The organism is Chryseobacterium geocarposphaerae, from assembly GCF_002797535.1.
In the GTDB taxonomy this organism is placed as follows: domain Bacteria; phylum Bacteroidota; class Bacteroidia; order Flavobacteriales; family Weeksellaceae; genus Chryseobacterium; species Chryseobacterium geocarposphaerae.
This window is the reverse complement of the sequence record NZ_PGFD01000002.1, coordinates 636,138-656,385: the sequence shown is the minus strand read 5'-3', so window position 1 is coordinate 656,385 and position 20,248 is coordinate 636,138. Positions and strand designations below refer to the sequence as shown.

At 36.2% G+C, this 20,248-nt stretch carries 19 protein-coding genes; 16 read left to right on the top strand and 3 right to left on the bottom strand.

Going from position 1 to position 20,248, the window contains the following annotated elements; translation table 11 throughout:
* Positions 1–19: 19 nt before the first annotated feature.
* The 16 genes from CLV73_RS14655 (at position 20) to CLV73_RS14580 (ending at position 18,529) form a co-directional block, all read left to right on the top strand.
* On the top strand, positions 20–385 hold the full coding sequence (locus tag CLV73_RS14655; RefSeq protein WP_100377881.1) for an FtsL-like putative cell division protein: 366 nt from the start codon (positions 20–22) through the stop codon (positions 383–385).
* On the top strand, positions 369–2,360 hold the full coding sequence (locus tag CLV73_RS14650; protein ID WP_100377610.1) for a penicillin-binding transpeptidase domain-containing protein: 1,992 nt from the start codon (positions 369–371) through the stop codon (positions 2,358–2,360). The genes CLV73_RS14655 and CLV73_RS14650 overlap by 17 nt, the downstream gene beginning before the upstream one ends.
* Positions 2,361–2,379: 19 nt before the next feature.
* Complete coding sequence (locus CLV73_RS14645) at positions 2,380–3,840, top strand: UDP-N-acetylmuramoyl-L-alanyl-D-glutamate--2,6-diaminopimelate ligase (protein WP_100377609.1); 1,461 nt, start codon at positions 2,380–2,382, stop codon at positions 3,838–3,840.
* A gap of 45 nt (positions 3,841–3,885) precedes the next feature.
* Positions 3,886–4,275 carry a four helix bundle protein gene (locus CLV73_RS14640; RefSeq protein ID WP_228424386.1) on the top strand — a complete coding sequence of 130 codons (390 nt, stop codon included), beginning with the start codon at positions 3,886–3,888 and terminating at the stop codon, positions 4,273–4,275.
* Between the two features lie 28 nt (positions 4,276–4,303).
* Complete coding sequence (gene mraY, locus CLV73_RS14635; RefSeq protein ID WP_100377607.1) at positions 4,304–5,545, top strand: phospho-N-acetylmuramoyl-pentapeptide-transferase; 1,242 nt, start codon at positions 4,304–4,306, stop codon at positions 5,543–5,545.
* An 81-nt stretch (positions 5,546–5,626) separates the two neighbouring features.
* Positions 5,627–6,964 carry a UDP-N-acetylmuramoyl-L-alanine--D-glutamate ligase gene (murD, locus tag CLV73_RS14630; protein WP_100377880.1) on the top strand — a complete coding sequence of 446 codons (1,338 nt, stop codon included), beginning with the start codon at positions 5,627–5,629 and terminating at the stop codon, positions 6,962–6,964.
* 22 nt (positions 6,965–6,986) lie between these two features.
* Complete coding sequence (locus CLV73_RS14625) at positions 6,987–8,225, top strand: FtsW/RodA/SpoVE family cell cycle protein (protein WP_100377606.1); 1,239 nt, start codon at positions 6,987–6,989, stop codon at positions 8,223–8,225.
* An 11-nt stretch (positions 8,226–8,236) separates the two neighbouring features.
* On the top strand, positions 8,237–8,479 hold the full coding sequence (locus tag CLV73_RS14620) for a hypothetical protein (protein ID WP_100377605.1): 243 nt from the start codon (positions 8,237–8,239) through the stop codon (positions 8,477–8,479).
* Positions 8,480–8,487: 8 nt separating this feature from the next.
* Positions 8,488–9,591, top strand: a complete 1,104-nt coding sequence (gene murG, locus CLV73_RS14615; RefSeq protein WP_100377604.1) for an undecaprenyldiphospho-muramoylpentapeptide beta-N-acetylglucosaminyltransferase — start codon at positions 8,488–8,490, stop codon at positions 9,589–9,591.
* A 55-nt stretch (positions 9,592–9,646) separates the two neighbouring features.
* On the top strand, positions 9,647–11,005 hold the full coding sequence (gene murC, locus CLV73_RS14610; RefSeq protein WP_100377603.1) for a UDP-N-acetylmuramate--L-alanine ligase: 1,359 nt from the start codon (positions 9,647–9,649) through the stop codon (positions 11,003–11,005).
* A 36-nt stretch (positions 11,006–11,041) separates the two neighbouring features.
* Entirely contained in the window at positions 11,042–11,998 is a 957-nt protein-coding gene (locus tag CLV73_RS14605; RefSeq protein WP_185116778.1) for a cell division protein FtsQ/DivIB, read from the top strand.
* Positions 11,999–12,020: 22 nt separating this feature from the next.
* Positions 12,021–13,412, top strand: a complete 1,392-nt coding sequence (gene ftsA, locus CLV73_RS14600) for a cell division protein FtsA (protein ID WP_100377602.1) — start codon at positions 12,021–12,023, stop codon at positions 13,410–13,412.
* Positions 13,413–13,503: 91 nt separating this feature from the next.
* Positions 13,504–15,414 carry a cell division protein FtsZ gene (gene ftsZ, locus CLV73_RS14595; RefSeq protein ID WP_100377601.1) on the top strand — a complete coding sequence of 637 codons (1,911 nt, stop codon included), beginning with the start codon at positions 13,504–13,506 and terminating at the stop codon, positions 15,412–15,414.
* A gap of 102 nt (positions 15,415–15,516) precedes the next feature.
* Positions 15,517–15,963 (top strand): GatB/YqeY domain-containing protein, encoded by a 447-nt coding sequence (locus CLV73_RS14590; protein ID WP_100377600.1) that lies wholly within the window; start codon positions 15,517–15,519, stop codon positions 15,961–15,963.
* Positions 15,964–16,497: 534 nt separating this feature from the next.
* Positions 16,498–16,908 carry a BrxA/BrxB family bacilliredoxin gene (locus CLV73_RS14585; RefSeq protein ID WP_047099553.1) on the top strand — a complete coding sequence of 137 codons (411 nt, stop codon included), beginning with the start codon at positions 16,498–16,500 and terminating at the stop codon, positions 16,906–16,908.
* A gap of 106 nt (positions 16,909–17,014) precedes the next feature.
* Positions 17,015–18,529, top strand: coding sequence for a GH3 auxin-responsive promoter family protein (locus tag CLV73_RS14580; RefSeq protein WP_100377599.1), 1,515 nt, complete (start codon positions 17,015–17,017; stop codon positions 18,527–18,529).
* A 29-nt stretch (positions 18,530–18,558) separates the two neighbouring features.
* Here the strand turns inward: CLV73_RS14580 and CLV73_RS14575 are convergent, their stop codons facing one another.
* The 3 genes from CLV73_RS14575 to CLV73_RS14565 are packed head-to-tail and all read right to left on the bottom strand — an operon-like array spanning position 18,559 to position 20,248.
* Positions 18,559–18,903 (bottom strand): hypothetical protein, encoded by a 345-nt coding sequence (locus tag CLV73_RS14575; protein ID WP_100377598.1) that lies wholly within the window; start codon positions 18,901–18,903, stop codon positions 18,559–18,561.
* A 12-nt stretch (positions 18,904–18,915) separates the two neighbouring features.
* The gene (locus CLV73_RS14570) at positions 18,916–19,272 is read right to left on the bottom strand and encodes a membrane lipoprotein lipid attachment site-containing protein (protein WP_100377597.1); all 357 of its coding nucleotides are present in this window, start codon (positions 19,270–19,272) and stop codon (positions 18,916–18,918) included.
* A 4-nt stretch (positions 19,273–19,276) separates the two neighbouring features.
* Positions 19,277–20,248: an endonuclease/exonuclease/phosphatase family protein gene (locus CLV73_RS14565; protein WP_100377596.1), complete on the bottom strand. Its 972-nt coding sequence runs from the start codon at positions 20,246–20,248 to the stop codon at positions 19,277–19,279.

Sequence of the window (20,248 nt, the reverse complement as noted above, 5' to 3'; positions counted from 1 at the left end):
AAAGCAAATTGACATTAAATTGGCAAAAAGAACAACAAATCGTCCTCAGAAAAAATTAACTTTTATAGACATTATAAAAGGAAACTTTCTGAACCGTGATGAGATCAAAATACATTACAAGTATTTTCTCCTGTTGTTTGTGTTGATGATGGCCATGATTTACAGCAACCATCTCGTCAACAAAAAGATAAAGATTGTTAATGCTTTAAAAGAAGAAACTGAAGAATATAAATCACGAAACGCTTACGCACAAAGTAAGCTGATCAAAGTAAAAATGGAATCGGAGTTGGGGAAAGAAGTGGCACGGGATTCTTTGATGACCTTGGAAAACCATCCTCACAAACTGCTAATAAAACTGGACAGTACAGATGCAAAAGCCAAATGAATACGACAACAAACGTAAAAAAACGTTAAGATGGGGCTACCTCTTCGCAGTGGTAGCTTTGTGCGTGTTTGTAATGTTTTTGACAAGAATAATCATCTTACAAAACACTAATGTTCAGGAAATTAAAGACGATTACATCAATAAAAATTATCGGGAAGCCACTCTGAAAGCGGCCCGTGGAAATTTATTCGCTTCCGACGGATCTATTCTTGCCACAACCGTAATGCGCTATGACATTTACCTGGATTTCAAAACGATGAAAGATACTGTTTACACTAATAATATCGGTGCTTTAACAGATTCTTTAAGTAAAATGTTCGGAAAACCAAGAAGTGAATTCAGAAAAAAATTTGACGAACAAAGAAAAAATAAAAACCAGTATTATACACTGGTGAAAGGTCTTGACTTCGACCAATACGACAGAATCCGAAAATTTCCGATTTTTAAAAAAGGTAAAAATAAGGGAGGGTTTATCGTAGACAGAAACTACAAGAGAGAACTGGCCACCTCAGAAATCGGAGCCGGAACTATCGGAATGGATGATGGCGAACACAAAGCCGGTCTTGAAGGTGCTTTTTCAAAATACCTGAGAGGAACTGACGGAAAAAGACTGGAACAAAGAATCAACTCGTCCCAATGGAAACCGATTGACTTCTGGAAAGTTCAGGAACCTATTGACGGAGAAGATGTTTACACAACATTAGATCTCAGAATCCAGGACATTGCACATTCTGCACTCGAAAAGCAACTGATCAATTTCGAAGCGAAACACGGAACGGTGATTGTAATGGAAGTGGAAACAGGAAAAGTTCGTGCCATGGTCAACTTAAGAAGAGACGATAATGGAGAATATGTTGATTCCTATAACTATGCTATAAAAGATAATATTGAACCCGGTTCTACTTTTAAAACCATCTCGTTATTGGCAGCAATGGACGACGGGTTCATTGATGAAAACACAACAGTAGATGTAGGAAACGGAGTCTGGGTGTATGCAAAACAAAGAATTTCAGACGGCCACGGAGGCGGAACTTATGACATCAGTGATGTTTTGGCAAAATCAAGTAACGTAGGTTCTGCAAAACTGATTACAAAATACTATGCTGACAATCCGCAAATATTCCTGGATCATTTAAAACGCTGGAAACTATTCGACAAAATGGATATTGAACTTCCGGGAATCACAAAACCTAGATTTGTAACTCCGGAAAGCAAAAAATGGAATCCGGCCGCTTTAGCTTCTTTAGCTTACGGATATGCTTCCAATATTAACCTTTTACAATTAGCAACTTTCTATAACGGAGTTGCTAATGGTGGTAAAATGCTAAAACCTTTATTCATCGATAAGATCATGAAAGACGGAAAGGTAATGTACAGCGCAAAGCCAGAAGTAATGGTGAATAAAATGGCCTCTGAAAAAGCCATTAAAATGATGACTCATGCTTTAACAAAAGCCGTAGAGAAAGGAACAGGAAAAAGTATTTTCACGCCGAATTTAAAAATGGCTGGAAAAACAGGAACCGCAAGATTTGAATACTGGTTGCCAGGTCCAATGAAATATCGTGCGTCATTTGCAGGGTTTTATCCGGCTGATAATCCGAAATACACCTGTTATGTAATGATCAGCGAACCGAATACGGCAAAAGGATTTTACGGGGGAACGGTTTCAGCACCGGTGTTTAAGGAAATTGCTGGAAAAACATTCTTAAAAACTCCACAAAACATCGAAAGAGAAATGCTGGTGAGCAATAAGGTAGACCTTAACAAAATGGTGGAACCTAATGTGAAAGTAGCCGTAAATAATAAACAAATGCCCAATGTCGTAGGATTGATCGGTAAAAACGTGATCCCACAATTGGAAAATTTAGGATACCGCGTCGATTATAAAGGCGTTGGAAGAATTACACAGCAGTTCCCGTTGGAAGGCACAACAATAAGTAAGAATCAGAGAATTTATTTATCTCTGCAGAATTAAAATATAAAGCATCAAAGAAATGCAATTAATTGAATTATTAAAAAGAATTCCAGTTTTAGAAATTCACGGTGACGATACCCGCGAAATTACAGAATTGGTTTTCGACAGCAGAAAGGTTACGGAAGGCTCTTTGTATATTGCAATGAGAGGAACGGTTGTGGATGGGCATTCATTTATTGCATCTTCTGTTGAAAAAGGAGCAAAAGCAATCATTTGTGAAGAGTTCCCCGAAAGTTTGAATGAAAACATTACCTACGTAAAGGTAAAAGATTCATCCAAAGCTTTAGGGCAATTAGCTTCCAATTTCTACGGAAATCCTTCCGAAAAATTAAAATTAATCGGAGTTACAGGAACTAATGGAAAAACTTCCGTTTCTACGCTGCTTTTTGATGTTTTCAAAAACTTAGGATATGATTCTGCTTTGCTTTCTACTGTTGAGATCAGAATTGGAGAAAAAATAATTCCAGCAACACACACCACTCCGGATGTGATCACCATTAATAAAATTTTGGCTCAGGCTGTGGAAGAAGGCTGTGAATTCGCTTTCATGGAAGTAAGTTCTCACGGAATAGCTCAAAACAGAATTGAAGGTCTTCATTTTAAAGTAGCAGGTTTTACCAATCTTACACATGATCATTTGGACTATCATAAGACATTTGATGAGTATCTAAAGACCAAGAAAAGATTTTTTGACCAATTGGAAAGTACAGCCGTTGCCATCACCAATGTGGATGATAAAAACGGAAATGTTATGCTTCAGAATACAAAAGCTACCAAAAGAACATATGCCTTAAAAACCATGGCAGATTTTCACGGAAAGCTCTTAGAAGTTGATTTCAACGGAATGTTATTGAATTTCAACGGAAAAGAATTCTGGACGACATTAACAGGAAAATTCAATGTATACAATTTATTATTGGTTTTCGGAATTGCGTCTGAACTTGGCTTTGAACAGGATGAAATTCTTCAGGCCATCAGTCAGCTGAAAAGAGTCTCCGGAAGATTTGAAACTTTTAAATCCGATGGCGGAATTTTCTTCATCGTAGATTATGCCCATACTCCGGATGCTTTGGAAAACATTTTGGACAGCATCAACGATATCAGAACCAAAAACGAAAGATTAATTACGGTTTTCGGCTGCGGAGGAGACAGAGATCACTCAAAAAGACCTGAAATGGGAAATATTGCCACCAAAAAATCAACGTTGGCAATCATCACTTCAGACAATCCGAGAACAGAAGATCCGGCAGCCATCATAAAGGAAATTGAAGCAGGCGTTGAACCTCAGAATTTCAGCAAATACACTTCAATTCCTGACAGAAAAGAAGCCATAAAAATGGCGATAAAGTTTGCCGAACCTAAAGATATTGTGCTCGTAGCCGGAAAAGGACACGAAACTTATCAGGAGATCAATGGTGTGAAACATCATTTTGATGACAAAGAGACCATCAATGAGCTTTGGAAATTAATGAGTAAGTAGATTACTAATTTAAAGATTGAATTGATTTAAAGATTTAAAAATTTGATGATGACAAAAAATTTTGAAAACTTTCCGGTTTACATCAAAAGTTTAGATTTAATTGAAAAACTTTATCAATTCCTTCAAAACGAAAGCTTTGAAAAAGAATTTGAATTTAATAACCAAATAAAAATAGCGGGCTTTTCAATATCAAATAATATTGCAGAAGGCTCAGAGTATAATAATAACAGACAATTTATTAAGTATTTAAAAATTGCAAAAGGCAGTTGTGCCGAAGTTAGAAGTATGATGATTGTGAGTAAAAGATTAAAACTGGGAGATAAAAATAGTGCTGATGAAGTTATCAATCTGTCAAGAGAAATTTCTTCTAATATTTCAAACTTTATTAAATATTTAAGTGAAAATATTGAGAAACCACAATCTTTAAATCTTTAAATAATTAAATTTTTAAATCAAGAAACCGATGTTATACTATCTATACGAATATTTAACCAACCACGGAATTCATGTTCCCGGATTAGGAATGTTGAAATACATCTCCTTCCGGGCAGGAATGGCTGTTTTATTTTCTTTGATCATTGCTCTTGTTTATGGAAAAAGAATCATCAACTATTTGAGATCAAAACAAATGGGCGAATTGGTTCGTGATCTTGGATTGGATGGACAGAAGCAAAAAGAAGGGACGCCTACAATGGGGGGGCTTATCATTATCATTGCTACCATCATTCCGGTACTGTTATTTACCAGAATTACAAATATTTATATTGTCCTTCTCTTAGTTTCGATGATCTGGATGGGAGCGATTGGTTTTCTGGATGATTATTTAAAGAAAATAAAGAAAAACAAAGACGGATTAAGCGGTAAATTCAAGATTGTAGGACAGGTCGGATTAGGGCTAATTGTCGGAATTACAATGTATTTCCATCCTGATATTACGGTTAAAAGAAAATATGCAGATGCAAAGGTAGTAAACAGAAACAATGTAGAGCAAAACTTTATGCCTACTGAAAAAATCACAGTTTCTACGGTTCCTTTTGCTAAAAATAATGAATTTGACTACAGCGGAATATTGTTCTGGATGAATGATAAAGACGCTCACGAATGGGCATGGATTGTTTTCATTCCTATAGTAATTTTCATCGTAACAGCCGTTTCCAACGGAGCTAATATTACCGATGGAATTGATGGTCTTGCAGCGGGAACGAGTGCGGTGATCCTTTTAGTTTTGGCACTTTTTGCTTACCTGTCAGGAAACATCATTTTTGCAGATTACCTCAACATCATGTTCCTTCCGAATATGGGGGAAACCACCATTTTCGCCGTGGCAATGGTAGGAGCTGTAATCGGATTTTTCTGGTATAATACGTATCCTGCACAGGTTTTCATGGGTGATACCGGAAGCTTGATGTTAGGAGGAGTGATTGCCGTTCTAGCCATTATTTTAAGAAAAGAACTGTTGATTCCTGTATTATGCGGAATCTTTTTAATTGAAAACCTATCTGTAATGCTTCAGGTAGTGGTTTTCAAATACAGAAAGAAAAAATTCGGGCTGGAATATGCCCAAAACAATAGATTATTTAGAATGTCACCATTACACCATCACTATCAGAAAGGCGGTTTTCACGAAAGTAAGATCGTTAACAGAATGATCATCATTGGGGTAATTCTGGCAATTGTATGTCTGATCACATTAAAAATGAGATAAGAATTAATTTAAAATTGAAACCTTTAAGTATTTAAAATTTTTGAATCATTTAAATCTTTCAATCATTAAATCAAAATGAGTATGAAAATAGTTGTTTTAGGAGGAGGAGAAAGCGGTTGCGGAGCTGCTTATTTGGCTAAAAAAGAAGGCCTGGAAGTTTTTCTTTCAGACAAAGGAGCCATTAAAGATAACTATAAGCAGTTTCTTACGGAGAATGACATTGAGTTTGAAGAAGAAAACCATGATGAAGAAAGAATATTAAATGCAGACTGGATTGTAAAAAGCCCAGGGATTCCGAAAAAAGCAGAAATCATTCATAAAATTCAGGAAAAAGGAATCAGACTTTCTTCTGAAATTGAATTTGCTTCGGAGTTTACTGATGCTAAAATCATCGCGATCACAGGAAGTAACGGAAAAACAACAACGACCTCTCTAATCTATTATATTTTAAAAAATGACGGATTAAATGTCGGCTTAGGAGGAAATATCGGATACAGCTTTGCGAAACAGGTTGCTGATGAAAACCATGAATATTATGTACTGGAAGTAAGCTCTTTCCAGTTAGATGATATTCAGAATTTCAGACCCTATATTTCCTTATTATTGAACTTGTCTCAGGATCACCTGGATCAGTACAATTACAATTATGAAGAATATGCTTTAGCGAAGTTCAGAATTACTGAAAATCAGGAAAATGATAATTTTTTCATCTATAATAAAGACGATGAAATGAGTAAAAATCTTCTTGAAAAGCTGGAAATAAAGGCAAAAATGATCCCCTTCTCAACAAAAGAAAAATTATCTGAGGGAGGATTTGTTGATGGTGAAAATATTGAAGTGGATCTTCAGGATAAGTTCTCCATGAAAATTGAAGAATTATCTCTGTTAGGAAATCATAACGTAGCCAACAGCTTAGCGGCTTCAATTGCAGGTAAAATACTGAACATCAGTAACGAAAGCATAAGAAATTCGCTAATGACTTTTCAGGCGGTTGAGCACAGACTGGAGTTTGTGACCGAGATTGAAGGCGTTAAATATATCAACGACAGTAAAGCAACAAACGTTAATGCAACGTATTATGCTTTAGAAAGCATGAAAAACCCTACGGTTTGGATTGTTGGAGGTCTGGATAAAGGGAACGACTATACCGAAATTGAGGATTTAGTTAAAAGAAAAGTAAAAGCAATTGTCTGCTTAGGAATTGACAATCAAAAAATTATAAATTTCTTTAAAGACAAGAAAGAATTTATTTATGATACCTCTAGTATGGAAGAAGCAGTGAAGATTTCAAAATCGCTGGCCAAAGCAGGAGATACGGTTTTATTGTCTCCATGCTGTGCAAGTTTTGATTTATTCAAAAGCTATGAAGACAGAGGCCGCCAGTTTAAAGAACAAGTATTAAAAGCCAATGGCAATTAGCCAAAAGCCTAGAGCATAATATATGAACGAACAAGATACAGACAACAGATTTGAATTTCTAAAGGGCGATAAAGTACTTTGGATGGTCATTCTTGTGATCTCCATTTTCTCTATTTTCCCTGTATATTCTGCAAGTTCGAATCTGGAATATATCGTCAATAACGGGACTACAACAGGTCACGTTATCAAACATATGTTCTTTGTGGTTTTAGGTTTGGGAATTATGAGGGTAGTCGGAATGGTGAAGTATGAATACATCGGAAAGCTCAGCAGTATCCTGCTTGGTTTAATGATTGTATTGTTGATTGTCACCATGTTTACCGGACAAACCATCGACGGAGCAAGTGCTTCAAGATGGCTGAAAATTCCGGGAACACCGATCTCCTTCCAACCATCATCGTTTGCTTTTTTAATGTTGATTATCTATCTGTGCCGATATTTAACCAAGAAAATAACCCGGGAAAGGCTTCCGATTGAGAATATCATGTATATTTTCGGACCTATCCTATTGGTTTTCGTATTGGTAGCAAAAGATAACGGTTCCACCGCATTGATGATTTTAATGGTCTCTGTGATTGTTTTGATTATCGGTCAGCTACACTGGAAATACATTGCCGGATTTATTTCCGCATCATTTGTAGCCATTGTTCTGTTTTTATTGGTTGCTTTAAATACCAACCTTATCGGAGGAAACCGTGTCCATACATGGATGAGCCGTATCGAGACATTCACCTCAAGCAAAGCAAAAACAGCGGATGTTGATGATGAAAGCGTAAAAGCCAAAAACTATCAGGTAATGATGGCTAAAGCAGCTATCGTTCATGGTGGAGTAACAGGAATGGGACCTGGGAAAAGTGCTTTAAAACAAATGCTTCCGCAGTCTGCTTCCGACTTTATTTTTGCGGTAATTGTAGAAGAATATGGAGTAATTGGAGCTGCATTTCTAATAAGTATGTATTTAATCATGATGATTCGTATCGTAATGATAGCCAGTAAGATGCCTGCTTTTTTCGGGTCTTTGCTCGTTCTCAGTCTCGGAGTGATGATTTTTATACAACTCTCTGTAAATATTGCCGTTGCAGTGAATTTAATTCCTGTAACGGGGCAGCCTCTCCCATTAATAAGTTATGGAGGAACCTCAATGTTGGTAACGTATTTGCAGTTGGGAATTATCTTAAATATAAGCTCTAGAATCCAGATATATGATGAAGAAGGAATGGGCAAAAAACAAAGTATAGCCGAGATCAATGACATTGCTTAAAACAAAATAAAATGGAAATAAGTTTAATAAGATTTATTGATAACAAAAACGCTGAAGACATATTGGTATTTGATACCGATGTGGAGATCATTAATTTTTTGGAATCATATAAATTAGAATCTACCGAAATTATTGAACTTAATGATTCTGTTTATAATGTTAAAGAGATTTCAGTTAAACTGATTGAAGATAAAATTGAGATTTGGGTATATGTTGATTTTATTGATTTAATTGAAAATTTGCCAACAGCATAATTAGTAGTATGAACAAGAAACTAAAAGTATTATTATCCGGCGGAGGAACAGGAGGTCACATCTTCCCTGCCATCGCTATTGCAGATGAAATCAAGAAAAGATTTCCTGATGCTGAGTTTTTGTTCATCGGAGCCAACGGAAAAATGGAAATGGAAAAAGTTCCGCAGGCTGGCTATAAAATTGAAGGAATCGACATTGCAGGAATTGACAGAGGAAATATGCTGTCGAACCTAGGTTTGCCTTTTAAGATTTTAAAAAGCTTATCTAAATCTAAGAAGATCATTAAAAATTTCGCTCCGGATTTTGCAGTAGGGACAGGAGGTTTTGCAAGCGGGCCTGCTTTGTATGAAGCCAGCAAGCTTGGAATTCCTATTTTTATTCAGGAACAGAATGCACATGCAGGGGTAACAAATAAGATTTTAAGTAAAAAAGCAAAAGCCGTATTTACCGCCTACCCGAAAGTGGAAGGTTTTCCGGCTGAAAAAATAAAGTTTATGGGAAATCCGATTCGTGAGAATATTGTTTCAGGAATGCAGGAAAAAACTCAGGCAAAAGAAAAAATGGGCTTGGCTCAGGATAAATTAACCATTTTATCGGTTGGTGGATCTTTAGGCTCAAGAACATTAAATAATGGTTGGAAAGACAATTTAGAAAACCTGAAAGAAAAAGGCTATCAATTGATCTGGCAAACCGGAAAACTGGATTATAAAGAACTGAGCAACGAATCCCGAATCTCGGATCTCGGATCTCAAATCCAGTTAAAGGAGTTCATTAAAGACATGGAAACAGCTTACTCTGCAGCAGATGTGATTGTTTCCAGAGCTGGTGCCATTGCCATTTCAGAGTTGGCGGTAGCGCAGAAGCCGGTTTTATTGGTACCCTTCCCTTTTGCAGCGGAAGATCATCAAACCATAAACGCCATGAATCTGGTTGAGAAAAATGCAGCCAGAATGGTAAAAGACTCAGAAATGCAGGAAAAATTCTGGAATACCCTTTCAGAAATCTGCGAAAATGAAAATGTAAGAAAAGAAATGTCTGACAATCTTAAATATTTTGCTAAGCCAAACGCTGCAAAAGAGATTGTAGATGAGATTTTTAAAGTGATAAAATAAGATAATTTGAATTAATTTTTTTAATCATTTAATCTTTAAATATTTTAATTAAATAATGAAAGTTTTAGAAACATATCAAAATTTTTACTTCGTTGGAATCGGAGGGATAGGAATGAGTGCTTTGGCTCGTTATTTCCATGCTTCGGGCAAAAAAGTTTTGGGCTACGATAAAACCAACACCAAATTGACGACGGCTTTGATAAGCGAAGGCATTGATATTGTTTTTGAAGATGTCATTGATGAAAAAATCTCTTCCCTTCAGAAAGAAGATACATTGGTAATTTATACTCCTGCGATCAAGGTTCTGGGGATTTTAGACTATTTTAATGAAAATCAGTTTGAAGTATTAAAACGTGCAAAAGTTTTAGGTTTAATTACAGAAAACACAGATTGTATCGCCGTTGCGGGAACTCATGGCAAAACAACAACTTCTACCCTGGTTTCGCATCTTTGTAAAGAAGCAGATCTACCTTTCTCTTGTTTCCTAGGTGGAATTTCTGAGAATTTTAAATCTAACTTCCTTTACAACGGTTCACAGTATTCCGTGGTGGAAGCAGACGAATACGACAGAAGTTTTCTCAACCTATCTCCGGATTGGGCGGTAATCACTTCCACAGATGCGGATCATTTGGATATTTATGGGGATAAAAACCATATTGAAGAAGGTTTCAGACAGTTTGCCGCTTTAGTCCCGAATGATAAACAGCTTTTTGTAAGAAAAGGAATTGAGATCGGGAGACCATCTTTAACGTATGCCGTAAACGAGGTTGCTGATTATTATTCAGATAACCTTAGAATGGAGAACGATAAAATCTATTTTGATTTCCATACGCCAGCAGAAACTGTTAAAGACTTTATCTGGGAAATTCCAGGTATTCACAATGTTGAAAATGCAACCGTTGCGTTGGCAATTTTAAGCAATTTGGGTGTAGATTTCGAAACGTTGAAAAAAGCGATTGCCAATTTCAAGGGAATTAAAAGAAGATATACCAAACACAGATACGAAAACGGTAAAATTTATATCGACGATTATGCTCATCATCCGACAGAAATCAATGCGGTGATGAGTTCTATCCGAACTTTTTATCCGGAAAAGAAATTATTGGTGGCTTTCCAGCCTCATCTTTTCAGCAGAACGAGAGATTTTGCGGACGGATTTGCGGAAAGTTTAAGCCATGCTGATGAATTGATTTTGCTTGATATTTATCCGGCAAGAGAACTTCAGGAAAACTTTGAAGGCATTACTTCAAGCTGGCTATTAGATAAAGCAACATTAGATAAAAAGGAAGTATCTACTTTAAGTGATGCTTTCAATAAAATAAAAGAAAAAGATTTTGATATCCTTCTTACAGTAGGTGCAGGAAATATTGATACCCTGTACGATCCTATCTGTGAGTGGTTAAGTAAAAAATAAAACCCGGACCCAAAAAACCAAAACCGGAACTCATTTATGAAAAATAAATACAGAATATTAAAAATTGTCATTACAGTAATCATTCTAGGATTTCTGTTGAGTTTCTCCTTGAGAAAATTCAGCAGACAGAAGATTACGGACGATAGGATTTCTGTAAAAATGAATAGTGGGAAAACTCCGGTGTATTTTGTTGATGAAAAGGACATCCGGGAGATCGTAAAAAAAGAAAACCCTTCCGGAAAAGTTGGCGATTTAAATATTCCGGCCCTGGAAAAGAAAATCAATAATCTTCCGGCTGTTGACAGCGCGAATGTTTATTTGAATCTAAATGGAAAATTAAATTTAGACATTAAACAGAGAGTCCCGGTTTTCAGGTTAAACAAAGAAGGAAGAGATTTTTATGTGGATGAAAAAGGAACCGAGTTTCCGATTTCAAAAACTTATTCGCATCCTTGTATGCTGGTAACCGGAGATGTACAGAAAGATGAATACCGTCAGCTGGCCGAGTTAGTTGAAAAAATTGATAAAGATGATTTCAGTAAAAAATACTTTATAGGAATATCAAAAGATTATAAAGGAAATTATAACCTCCTGACCAGTGAGGGAAATTATAAAGTGGAAATCGGAGACTTAGATAATATTGAATTTAAAGTAAAAGGTTTCAAGGCCTTCGTAGAAAAATATCTGGTTTATCAGGATCCTCAGAAATACAACAAGATTTCTGTAAAATATCAGAACCAGATTGTCACGACTTTGAATCCGTATTTTAAAGAAAATGACAGTATTCTGAATATAGGAAATAAAGAACTGGCAAAAGCCTCAACGACACCACCCGCAGTCAGGAAAACACCAGAAGCTCCCAAAGCGGCGGCAGTAAAAAAAACAAGCTCCACCTCTTCAAAACCCAAAGCTACAACCAAGCCCAAGGAAACGAAGAAAACAGAGAAAAAAGCAGCGGCCGCAAGGCCTAAAGCAAAAGTTAAAATAGAATAAAAAATCAAATCGATATCAACAAATGGAAAATCAAGAGTATTCAGTAGGTCTGGACATTGGGACAACAAAGATTGTCGCCATTGTCGGAAGGAGGAATGCACACGGGAAAATAGAAGTTCTCGGTGTAGGAAAGGCAAAGAGTCTTGGTGTTCACAAAGGTATTGTGAATAATATTTCGCAAACCATTAATTCAATCAAAGCTGCTGTTTCTGAAGCACAGTCCAGCGCAGGAGTTCCTATCCGTAAAGTAACGGTGGGAATTGCTGGAAAACACATTCGTTCTCTGCAGCACTCCGATTATATTATGCGTGAACATCCGGATAAATTCATTACAGATGATGATATTGAAGCATTGAAAGACCAGGTAAAAAAACTGGTAATGCTTCCTGGTGAAGAAATTATCCATGTACTTCCTCAAGAATATAAAGTAGATTCCGAAGGTGAAATTCAGGAGCCTGTCGGAATGCACGGGAAACGTCTGGAGGCCAATTTCCACGTTGTAGTGGGGCAAATGGGAAGCATCCGAAACATTGCGAGATGCGTTCGTGAAGCCGGCTTAGAAATGGAAGCCCTTACGTTGGAGCCTTTAGCATCCTCAGAAGCTGTTCTTACAAAAGAAGAAAAAGAAGCGGGGGTAGCCATCGTGGATATCGGTGGTGGAACAACGGATATTGCCATCTTTAAAGACAATATCATTCGTCATACCTGCGTCATTCCTTACGGAGGAGGAATTATTACAGAAGACATTAAAGAAGGCTGTTCAATTATTGAAAAGCACGCCGAGCAATTAAAGGTGAAGTTCGGTTCTGCAGTTCCTGAACTGGAAAAAGACAGTACATATGTTACCATTCCCGGACTTCACGGAAGGCCGGATAAAGAAATTTCATTAAAAACTCTGGCACAGATTATCAATGCAAGAGTAGAAGAAATATTGGAAATGGTAAATACGGAACTAAAAGCTTACGGTGCTTTCGAACAAAAGAAAAAACTGATTGCTGGAATTGTTCTGACCGGTGGTGGTTCAAACCTGAAACATCTTCGTCAGCTGGCTAACTATACAACAGGTTTCGACAGCAGAATAGGTTTTGCAAACGAATACATTGCGAATGATAAAAATCAATATCTTAAAGGACCTGAATTTGCGACTTCTATTGGATTACTAATGGAAAGTTTGAAAATCAGAGATAAAAAGATTAATAGTATTGAAGAAGAACCTGTTATGGAGCAACCTCAGCCAAAAACGGAAGCTGTAACGACTCAAACGGAAACAGTGCAACAGCCTGTTCAGCCTATTGAAACCGTACAGCACCAAGAAGTTGCAGCAGAACAAAACGAGAACAAAAGAGCGGCAAAGCTTACTTTCGGACAGTCGCTTATGGAAAAAGTAAAAAAATTCTTCGAAGAAGTAGAGTAAATTATAAATGATGGATCATAAACGATAAACGATCTTTTCCTTATCAGCTATCATTCATCAATTATCAATTATAATTATTAAAAGAACAGTTATGGAAAATATAGGTACACAGGGATTTTCATTTGATTTACCAAAAGGAAATTCATCGATCATCAAAGTAATTGGTGTAGGTGGCGGTGGAAACAACGCACTAAAACACATGTACGAGAAAGGAATTCACGGAGTAGATTTCGTGATCTGTAATACTGATGCTCAGACATTAGACAATAACCCGGTTGCCAACAAAGTACAGTTGGGAACAACCATCACAGAAGGTCTTGGTGCAGGAGCTGATCCTGAAGTAGGAGAAAAATCGGCTATCGAAAGTATCGAAGACATCAAAGCAGCTATGGGACAAAATACCAAAATGGTATTCATCACTGCCGGAATGGGTGGTGGAACAGGAACCGGAGCTGCTCCCGTTATTGCTAAAGTGGCAAAAGATATGGGAATTCTTACCGTAGGGATTGTTACCGTTCCTTTCAGCTTTGAAGGAAAAAGAAGATTGGAGCAGGCAGAAAACGGCCTTGATAAATTAAGAAATAATGTTGACTCATTAATTGTCATCAATAACGATAAATTAAGACAACAGTTCGGAAACCTTGGATTTAAGCAAGGGTTCTCCAAAGCCGATGAAGTTTTAACAAACGCTGCCAAAGGAATGGCAGAAGTTATTACAGGTTACTTCGATGTAAACATTGACTTTAGAGATGCTAAATCTGTGCTTCAAAATTCAGGAACGGCTTTGATGTCTACAGGTATTGCTTCGGGCGAAAACAAAGCTGAAGAAGCAGTGAAAAAAGCATTAGATTCTCCATTATTGAATGACAACAAAATTACCGGAGCGAAAAACGTCCTATTGTTGATCAGAAGTGGTGTAGAAGAAGTTACCATGGATGAAATCGGGGTGATTATGGATCATATCCAGAAAGAGGCAGGAAATACGGCTGATATCATTTTCGGGGTTGGTGCCGATGAAGAATTAGGAGATTCTGTAAGCGTTCTTGTTATTGCTACAGGTTTTTCAAATGACAATAAAAAGTTTTCAGGGCCTACTGAAAAGATCAAGATCAGCCTAAATGATACTTTTGATACTCCAAAAGCTTCTCCTTTCAAAACAAGAGAAGAAAGAGAGGCAACAACAGAAGAAACACATGATTTTGGAGGTAAAAACCTATTCAGGCTGGATGATGACAACGATACTCCACAGTTCGGGTCTACGACTACTGAAAAAAAAATGATTGTTGACAGTGAAGAAATAAAAACTGAAATAAAATTCTTTGATAAAGAGGAAGATACATTAGATAACCCTGCTCAGAACTGGAGAAATGAAGAAGAACAGGAAGAGTCTTTCAACCTATTTTCTTTAGATGAGGAAGCAGAAGATCCTAACGATCTGGAAATTGAATCTTTCAAGTTCGATTTCGATAATAAAAAAGAAGAACCTCAGACAAATACCTTCAGCAATTCTTACTCAGAAGAGAAGCCGGTAGAGTTTAATTTCTTTGTCAACGAAACGATTAATGAGCCTAAAGCTGATTTCGGGCAACCTAAAACAGACTTTACAACTCCAAGCAATACAATAGTTCAGGAGCCTGCTCAAAAAGTTGAAACCTTCTTCCAGACGAAACAAGAAGAGCCTAAAATGGAAACCAGATCAACTTTTGAGAACAAAACAGAAGCTGAAGTTTCAAAACCGGCAGAAGAAGAGTTCACTTTTGTGAACAAGACAATTGATCAGGATAGAATTATTGAGAGAAGAAATAAACTAAAAGAGTTCAACTCACGTTATCAAAGTTTTGACAGCTCAAGTGAGTTTGAATCTGTACCTGCATTCAAGAGAAAGAATATTTCCATTGATGGGAACAATGCTTCTGACCAGAACATCAATACTTATCTTTCCGATAATAACGGAAATATGCAGATCAGAGAAAACAGATTTTTAAATAAAGATGTAGACTAAATTTAATTTGAAAATGTGGTAATTTGAAAATTCTTCAATTCTTTCATAAAATAGTTATTACATTTTCAAATTATTTCATTTTCAAATTTTCAAATTAATAACATGAGTTTAGAAAATACAATAAACGAAGCGATAAAAACAGCAATGAGAGCCAAAGACAAAGTGGCCTTGGATTCTCTTCGTGCTGTAAAATCTCAAATATTACTGCTAAAGACGGAAGCTGTAGGAGCAGAAGTTACAGCAGAACAAGAAATTGCTATTCTTCAGAGAATGGTAAAACAACGTAAAGACTCTTACGATCAGTTTACTGCACAAGGAAGAAATGACCTTGCAGAAGTGGAGGAAGCCCAAATGAAAGTCATAGAGCAATTTCTTCCCAAACAGCTTTCTGCAGAAGAACTTGAAGCAGAAATGAAAAACATTATCGCTGAAACAGGCGCTGAATCTGTAAAAGATTTAGGAAAAGTAATGGGAGTAGCATCAAAGACATTGGCCGGAAAATCTGACGGAAAAAGTATCTCCGAGATGGCTAAGAAGCTGCTTTCTTAGTTGTTGGTTAGTAGTTGTTGGTTGTTGGATTAATACTGTCAACTATCAACTAAAACCCATCAACCAATTTTAAAAACGGATATTCAACCTTTGCATATCGATTTGATTAAAGAAGCCCGGAACCTAGGTTCCGGGCTTCATTTATACAAAGACATCAGGCAAATAAAAAAACCCATAACAATTGTTACAGGCTTTTATTGTAGTTCTTCATTTATCCGATGTCAATTCTAAAAACATAATACGGATAAACTAAAGGTGAGGGAATACACTATCAATCAGATTTTTACACCCGATATAATCCTTATATTTTAATTATAAGTTTTTTTTCATGGAAGATTGTTTTTAGAATCTGTTTCAAAATTAATAAATATTTTCCAATATTAGCACATATAAATCAAACATTGTTGAAATTTATTATTGTTTTAATATTCTAATTACAAAACTATTTGGTTTAATAAATTGAATGATAGTTATTATAAATTAATGAAAAACTTAGAAATGTTGTAAATTTGCGTAGAACTAAAAAAACAAAACATGTATCCAACAGATTTAGTAATGCCTATGAAGGCTGAACTTACAGATAAAGGCTTCCAAGATTTGACAACTCCGGCTCAGGTAGAAGAAGCATTAAAGCAATCAGGAACCACTCTATTGGTGATCAACTCTGTATGCGGATGTGCGGCAGGAGCTGCAAGACCGGGAGTTGTATATTCTTTGACAGGAGATAAAAAACCTGATCATTTAACTACTGTTTTTGCAGGTTTCGATACAGAAGCTGTAGTAGAGGCAAGAAAACATTTGGCTCCATTCCCTCCAAGCTCTCCTTGTGTAGCTTTATTTAAAGATGGTGAACTGGTTCATATGCTTGAAAGACATCATATTGAAGGAAATCCTGCAGGAGCTATCGCAGCCAACCTTCAGGCAGCTTATGATGAATATTGCTAAGAAACAATAAATCTAAATATCAAACCGTTACAAAATTTGTAGCGGTTTTTTTATTTATCCTCTTAAAAAATTCCCTGAAAATCCAAATATCATTATATTTGTTGAAATGGCAACAAAAGCACTATTCAATACTGTCGTCAACTGGTTTATCCGCCAAAGGATGGATCAGATTCAGAATTTTATGAATCATCCTATTGAGACTCAGAAAGGTATTCTTTTTTCTCAATTGTTTCATGCCGAGGATACGGAATATGGCAAAAAGTATGGATTTAACTCCATATCGAGCTATCAGGATTTTAAAAATAAAGTCCCGATTGTTACGTATGAAGACTTTGAGCCTTATATTGAAAAAGCAAGACAGGGGCAAAAGGATGTAAGCTGGCCGGGATATATTAAGTATTTCGCCAAATCTTCCGGAACTACCAATGCCAAAAGTAAGTTCATTCCTATTTCTGATGAAAGCCTAGAATACTGTCATATGAAGGCCGGAAAAGATATGGTTTCCATTTATGCCAATAACCATCCGGAAAATCAGCTGTTCAATTATAAAAACTTACGTTTAGGAGGGAGTTCGGAATTGTATGCGGATTTTAACACCAAATTTGGGGATTTATCTGCTATTTTAATCGATAATTTACCATTTTGGGTGGAAATTACCACCACTCCGAGTAAAAAGGTTTCTTTGATGGGGGAGTGGGAAAGCAAGCTTAAGGCAATTACTTCAGAAGTTAAGAATGAAGATGTAGGAAGTATTCTTGGAGTTCCGAGCTGGATGATGGTTCTTTTGCAAAGAGTATTAAAGGAAACTGAGGTTAAAAACATTTCAGAATTGTGGCCGAATCTGGAGGTATTTTTTCACGGCGGAATCAGCTTTAAACCTTATAAAGAACAGTTTAAACAGATCATAGGTAAAAACATCAATTACTATGAGATTTATAATGCTTCTGAAGGCTTTTTTGGAATCCAGGATAAACCTAATAGTGATGAAATGCTGCTTATGCTTGATTATGGTATTTTCTATGAATTTATCCCTATGGATGAGTTTCATTTTTCAAACCCTAAGGTTGTAAGTCTAGAAGATGTGGAAGTAGGGAAAAACTATGCCATGGTCATTACGACCAATGGTGGTTTATGGAGATACCTGATCGGAGATACAGTTGTATTTACTTCAGTTAATCCGTTCAGAATAAAAATTACAGGAAGAACAAAACATTATATCAATGCCTTTGGAGAAGAGCTCATGATTACCAATGTGGAATCTGCCCTTACCAAAGCTTGCGAACTTACCAACGCAAAGATTACCGAATTTACCGGGGCTCCTGTTTTTATGAAAAACAATGAAAGCGGGGCCCATGAATGGATCTTTGAATTCTGCCAGCAACCGGAAGACCTGGAACAGTTTATTGATATTTTTGATCAGCATTTAAAATCAATAAATTCTGATTACGAAGCTAAAAGGTATAATAATATGACCCTAAAAAGGCCTATTGTACATATTGCAAAAGAAAACTTATTCTACAACTGGCTGGAATCAAAAGGAAAGTTAGGGGGACAAAATAAAGTTCCAAGACTAAGCAACGACCGGGAATACATTGATCCTTTATTGGAAATGAATAAATAAAAAAACCGCAAATTACTGCGGTTTTTTTATTATTTTTTCAAGTCTTCTTTTAGCTTTTTGGCTCCGGTTTCCACTTTTTCAGCTCCTTTTGCCGCGGCATCTTTTACATCTTTACCAACCTCTTGAGCGCCAGATTTAATATCTTGAGCTGCATTATCTATTTTATTGCCTGTTTCTTCTACTTTTTCGTGTATTTCTTTTTTCGTTTCATTGATTTTAGTAGAATCTACTCCTGAAGGAGTTTCAGTAACCGTAGTTGTAGTTGTGGTTACAGATCCGTCCGGATTTTCCACCTGTTCTGTTTTGGTAGTGGATTTAGTACAAGAAACGGCTAAAATGGAAATAGCCAATGCGGATAAAATTTGTTTTTTCATATTTATATAATTTTAGTTTTGTTCAGTTTTTACTTCTGAAGATTCTGATGTCTTTTGTTGTTTTTCTTCACTGGCTTTCTTCTTTTCCTCTTCCTGTTTCTTCTTGTTTTCTTTCTCCAGCTCCTCTGCAATTCTTTTTTCTTCTGCCTGAAGCTTCGCAGCCTGTTTTATAGAATCCTGATATTGCTGAGAAGACATTTTTATTTTCATAATCACAGCTTCAGAAGTGGCTCCCGCAGAAAAAGAATCTATTGCCGTAGTATCATAACTAGGTTTCAAATCCTGTGAATGATCAACAGAAACCGGTTCTTTATTCGAACAGGCACTTAAAATTAATAAAATAAGTATCGCTGAGAAAATATTTTTCATGGAACTAATTTAATAGAAATTCTGCAATTACCGGATAATGATCTGATAATTTAACCGAATGATCAACTTTATAGCTCAATGGAATAATTGATTTTGAACTAAATATATAATCTAGCCTAAGTGGAACCTTATAATCGTGAAAGCTTGTGGAAATACCGTTTCCTGCAGTTAAATATGCATCCTGAAGATCTTTACCAAGATTATAGTATTCATAAGAATTGGGTACAGAATTAAAATCTCCAGCCAATATTACAGGATAAGGAGACAGATCAACAACTTTTCTGATTTTTTTGATCTGGTTTTCGTGAGCCTGAAACGTGGGAATCATATGGGAAAGCAGAGTGTTGATTTTGTTTTCTTTTCCAAAATCTGCAAAATTAAACATCCCTTTATTTAGTCTAAACGGTTCCAGATATACATTGACCACACGAATGATTTTTCCGTTAATATCGACATCCGCATAAAAGGAATTTCCTCTTGATTTATCCGTAATCAGTTCCTCCTGTCTTACGATTCTGTGTTTAGTTTTTAAGATTACTGTAGGATATTTCACCATATCTTTACGCAAAGCCCTGTTGGTATCTTTTTCCTGCACCAATATAATATCCGCATTTTGATCTCTTATATATTTTTTCACTTTTTCCCATCCAAAATCTCCGTATTTAACATTAAAGGTCAGTACTTTAATATCTCTTATACTTCTGACATTATCTGTTTTAGAAGAAAAATTGATCCATCTTCGGATAGGGTTCAAAAAAATAAGCGTTCCCAAAGCAAACACAACAGCAATTTTTTTTCTTTTAAAAACCCATACCATGGTCAACAAAATATGAATAATGATAAGATAGGGAAACGCCAGAGAAAGCAGATTCAAATTCCCGAGTAAATTAGGCGCAATCCAGGCATTTCCTAAAGTACATAACAATAGAATTGCAACGAGGATATGAGAAAATAACAATAACTGGCTCGGCTTCAT

Excerpts from the sequence above, each read along its gene's own strand:
- CLV73_RS14650 (WP_100377610.1), top strand. The coding sequence starts at position 369 with ATGCAAAAGCCAAATGAATACGACAACAAACGTAAAAAAACGTTAAGA.
- CLV73_RS14645 (WP_100377609.1), top strand. The coding sequence starts at position 2,380 with ATGCAATTAATTGAATTATTAAAAAGAATTCCAGTTTTAGAAATTCAC.
- CLV73_RS14640 (WP_228424386.1), top strand. The coding sequence starts at position 3,886 with ATGATGACAAAAAATTTTGAAAACTTTCCGGTTTACATCAAAAGTTTA.
- mraY (WP_100377607.1), top strand. The coding sequence starts at position 4,304 with ATGTTATACTATCTATACGAATATTTAACCAACCACGGAATTCATGTT.
- murD (WP_100377880.1), top strand. The coding sequence starts at position 5,627 with ATGAAAATAGTTGTTTTAGGAGGAGGAGAAAGCGGTTGCGGAGCTGCT.
- CLV73_RS14625 (WP_100377606.1), top strand. The coding sequence starts at position 6,987 with ATGAACGAACAAGATACAGACAACAGATTTGAATTTCTAAAGGGCGAT.
- CLV73_RS14620 (WP_100377605.1), top strand. The coding sequence starts at position 8,237 with ATGGAAATAAGTTTAATAAGATTTATTGATAACAAAAACGCTGAAGAC.
- murG (WP_100377604.1), top strand. The coding sequence starts at position 8,488 with ATGAACAAGAAACTAAAAGTATTATTATCCGGCGGAGGAACAGGAGGT.
- murC (WP_100377603.1), top strand. The coding sequence starts at position 9,647 with ATGAAAGTTTTAGAAACATATCAAAATTTTTACTTCGTTGGAATCGGA.
- CLV73_RS14605 (WP_185116778.1), top strand. The coding sequence starts at position 11,042 with ATGAAAAATAAATACAGAATATTAAAAATTGTCATTACAGTAATCATT.
- ftsA (WP_100377602.1), top strand. The coding sequence starts at position 12,021 with ATGGAAAATCAAGAGTATTCAGTAGGTCTGGACATTGGGACAACAAAG.
- ftsZ (WP_100377601.1), top strand. The coding sequence starts at position 13,504 with ATGGAAAATATAGGTACACAGGGATTTTCATTTGATTTACCAAAAGGA.
- CLV73_RS14590 (WP_100377600.1), top strand. The coding sequence starts at position 15,517 with ATGAGTTTAGAAAATACAATAAACGAAGCGATAAAAACAGCAATGAGA.
- CLV73_RS14585 (WP_047099553.1), top strand. The coding sequence starts at position 16,498 with ATGTATCCAACAGATTTAGTAATGCCTATGAAGGCTGAACTTACAGAT.
- CLV73_RS14580 (WP_100377599.1), top strand. The coding sequence starts at position 17,015 with ATGGCAACAAAAGCACTATTCAATACTGTCGTCAACTGGTTTATCCGC.
- CLV73_RS14575 (WP_100377598.1), bottom strand. The coding sequence starts at position 18,903 with ATGAAAAAACAAATTTTATCCGCATTGGCTATTTCCATTTTAGCCGTT.
- CLV73_RS14570 (WP_100377597.1), bottom strand. The coding sequence starts at position 19,272 with ATGAAAAATATTTTCTCAGCGATACTTATTTTATTAATTTTAAGTGCC.
- CLV73_RS14565 (WP_100377596.1), bottom strand. The coding sequence starts at position 20,248 with ATGAAGCCGAGCCAGTTATTGTTATTTTCTCATATCCTCGTTGCAATT.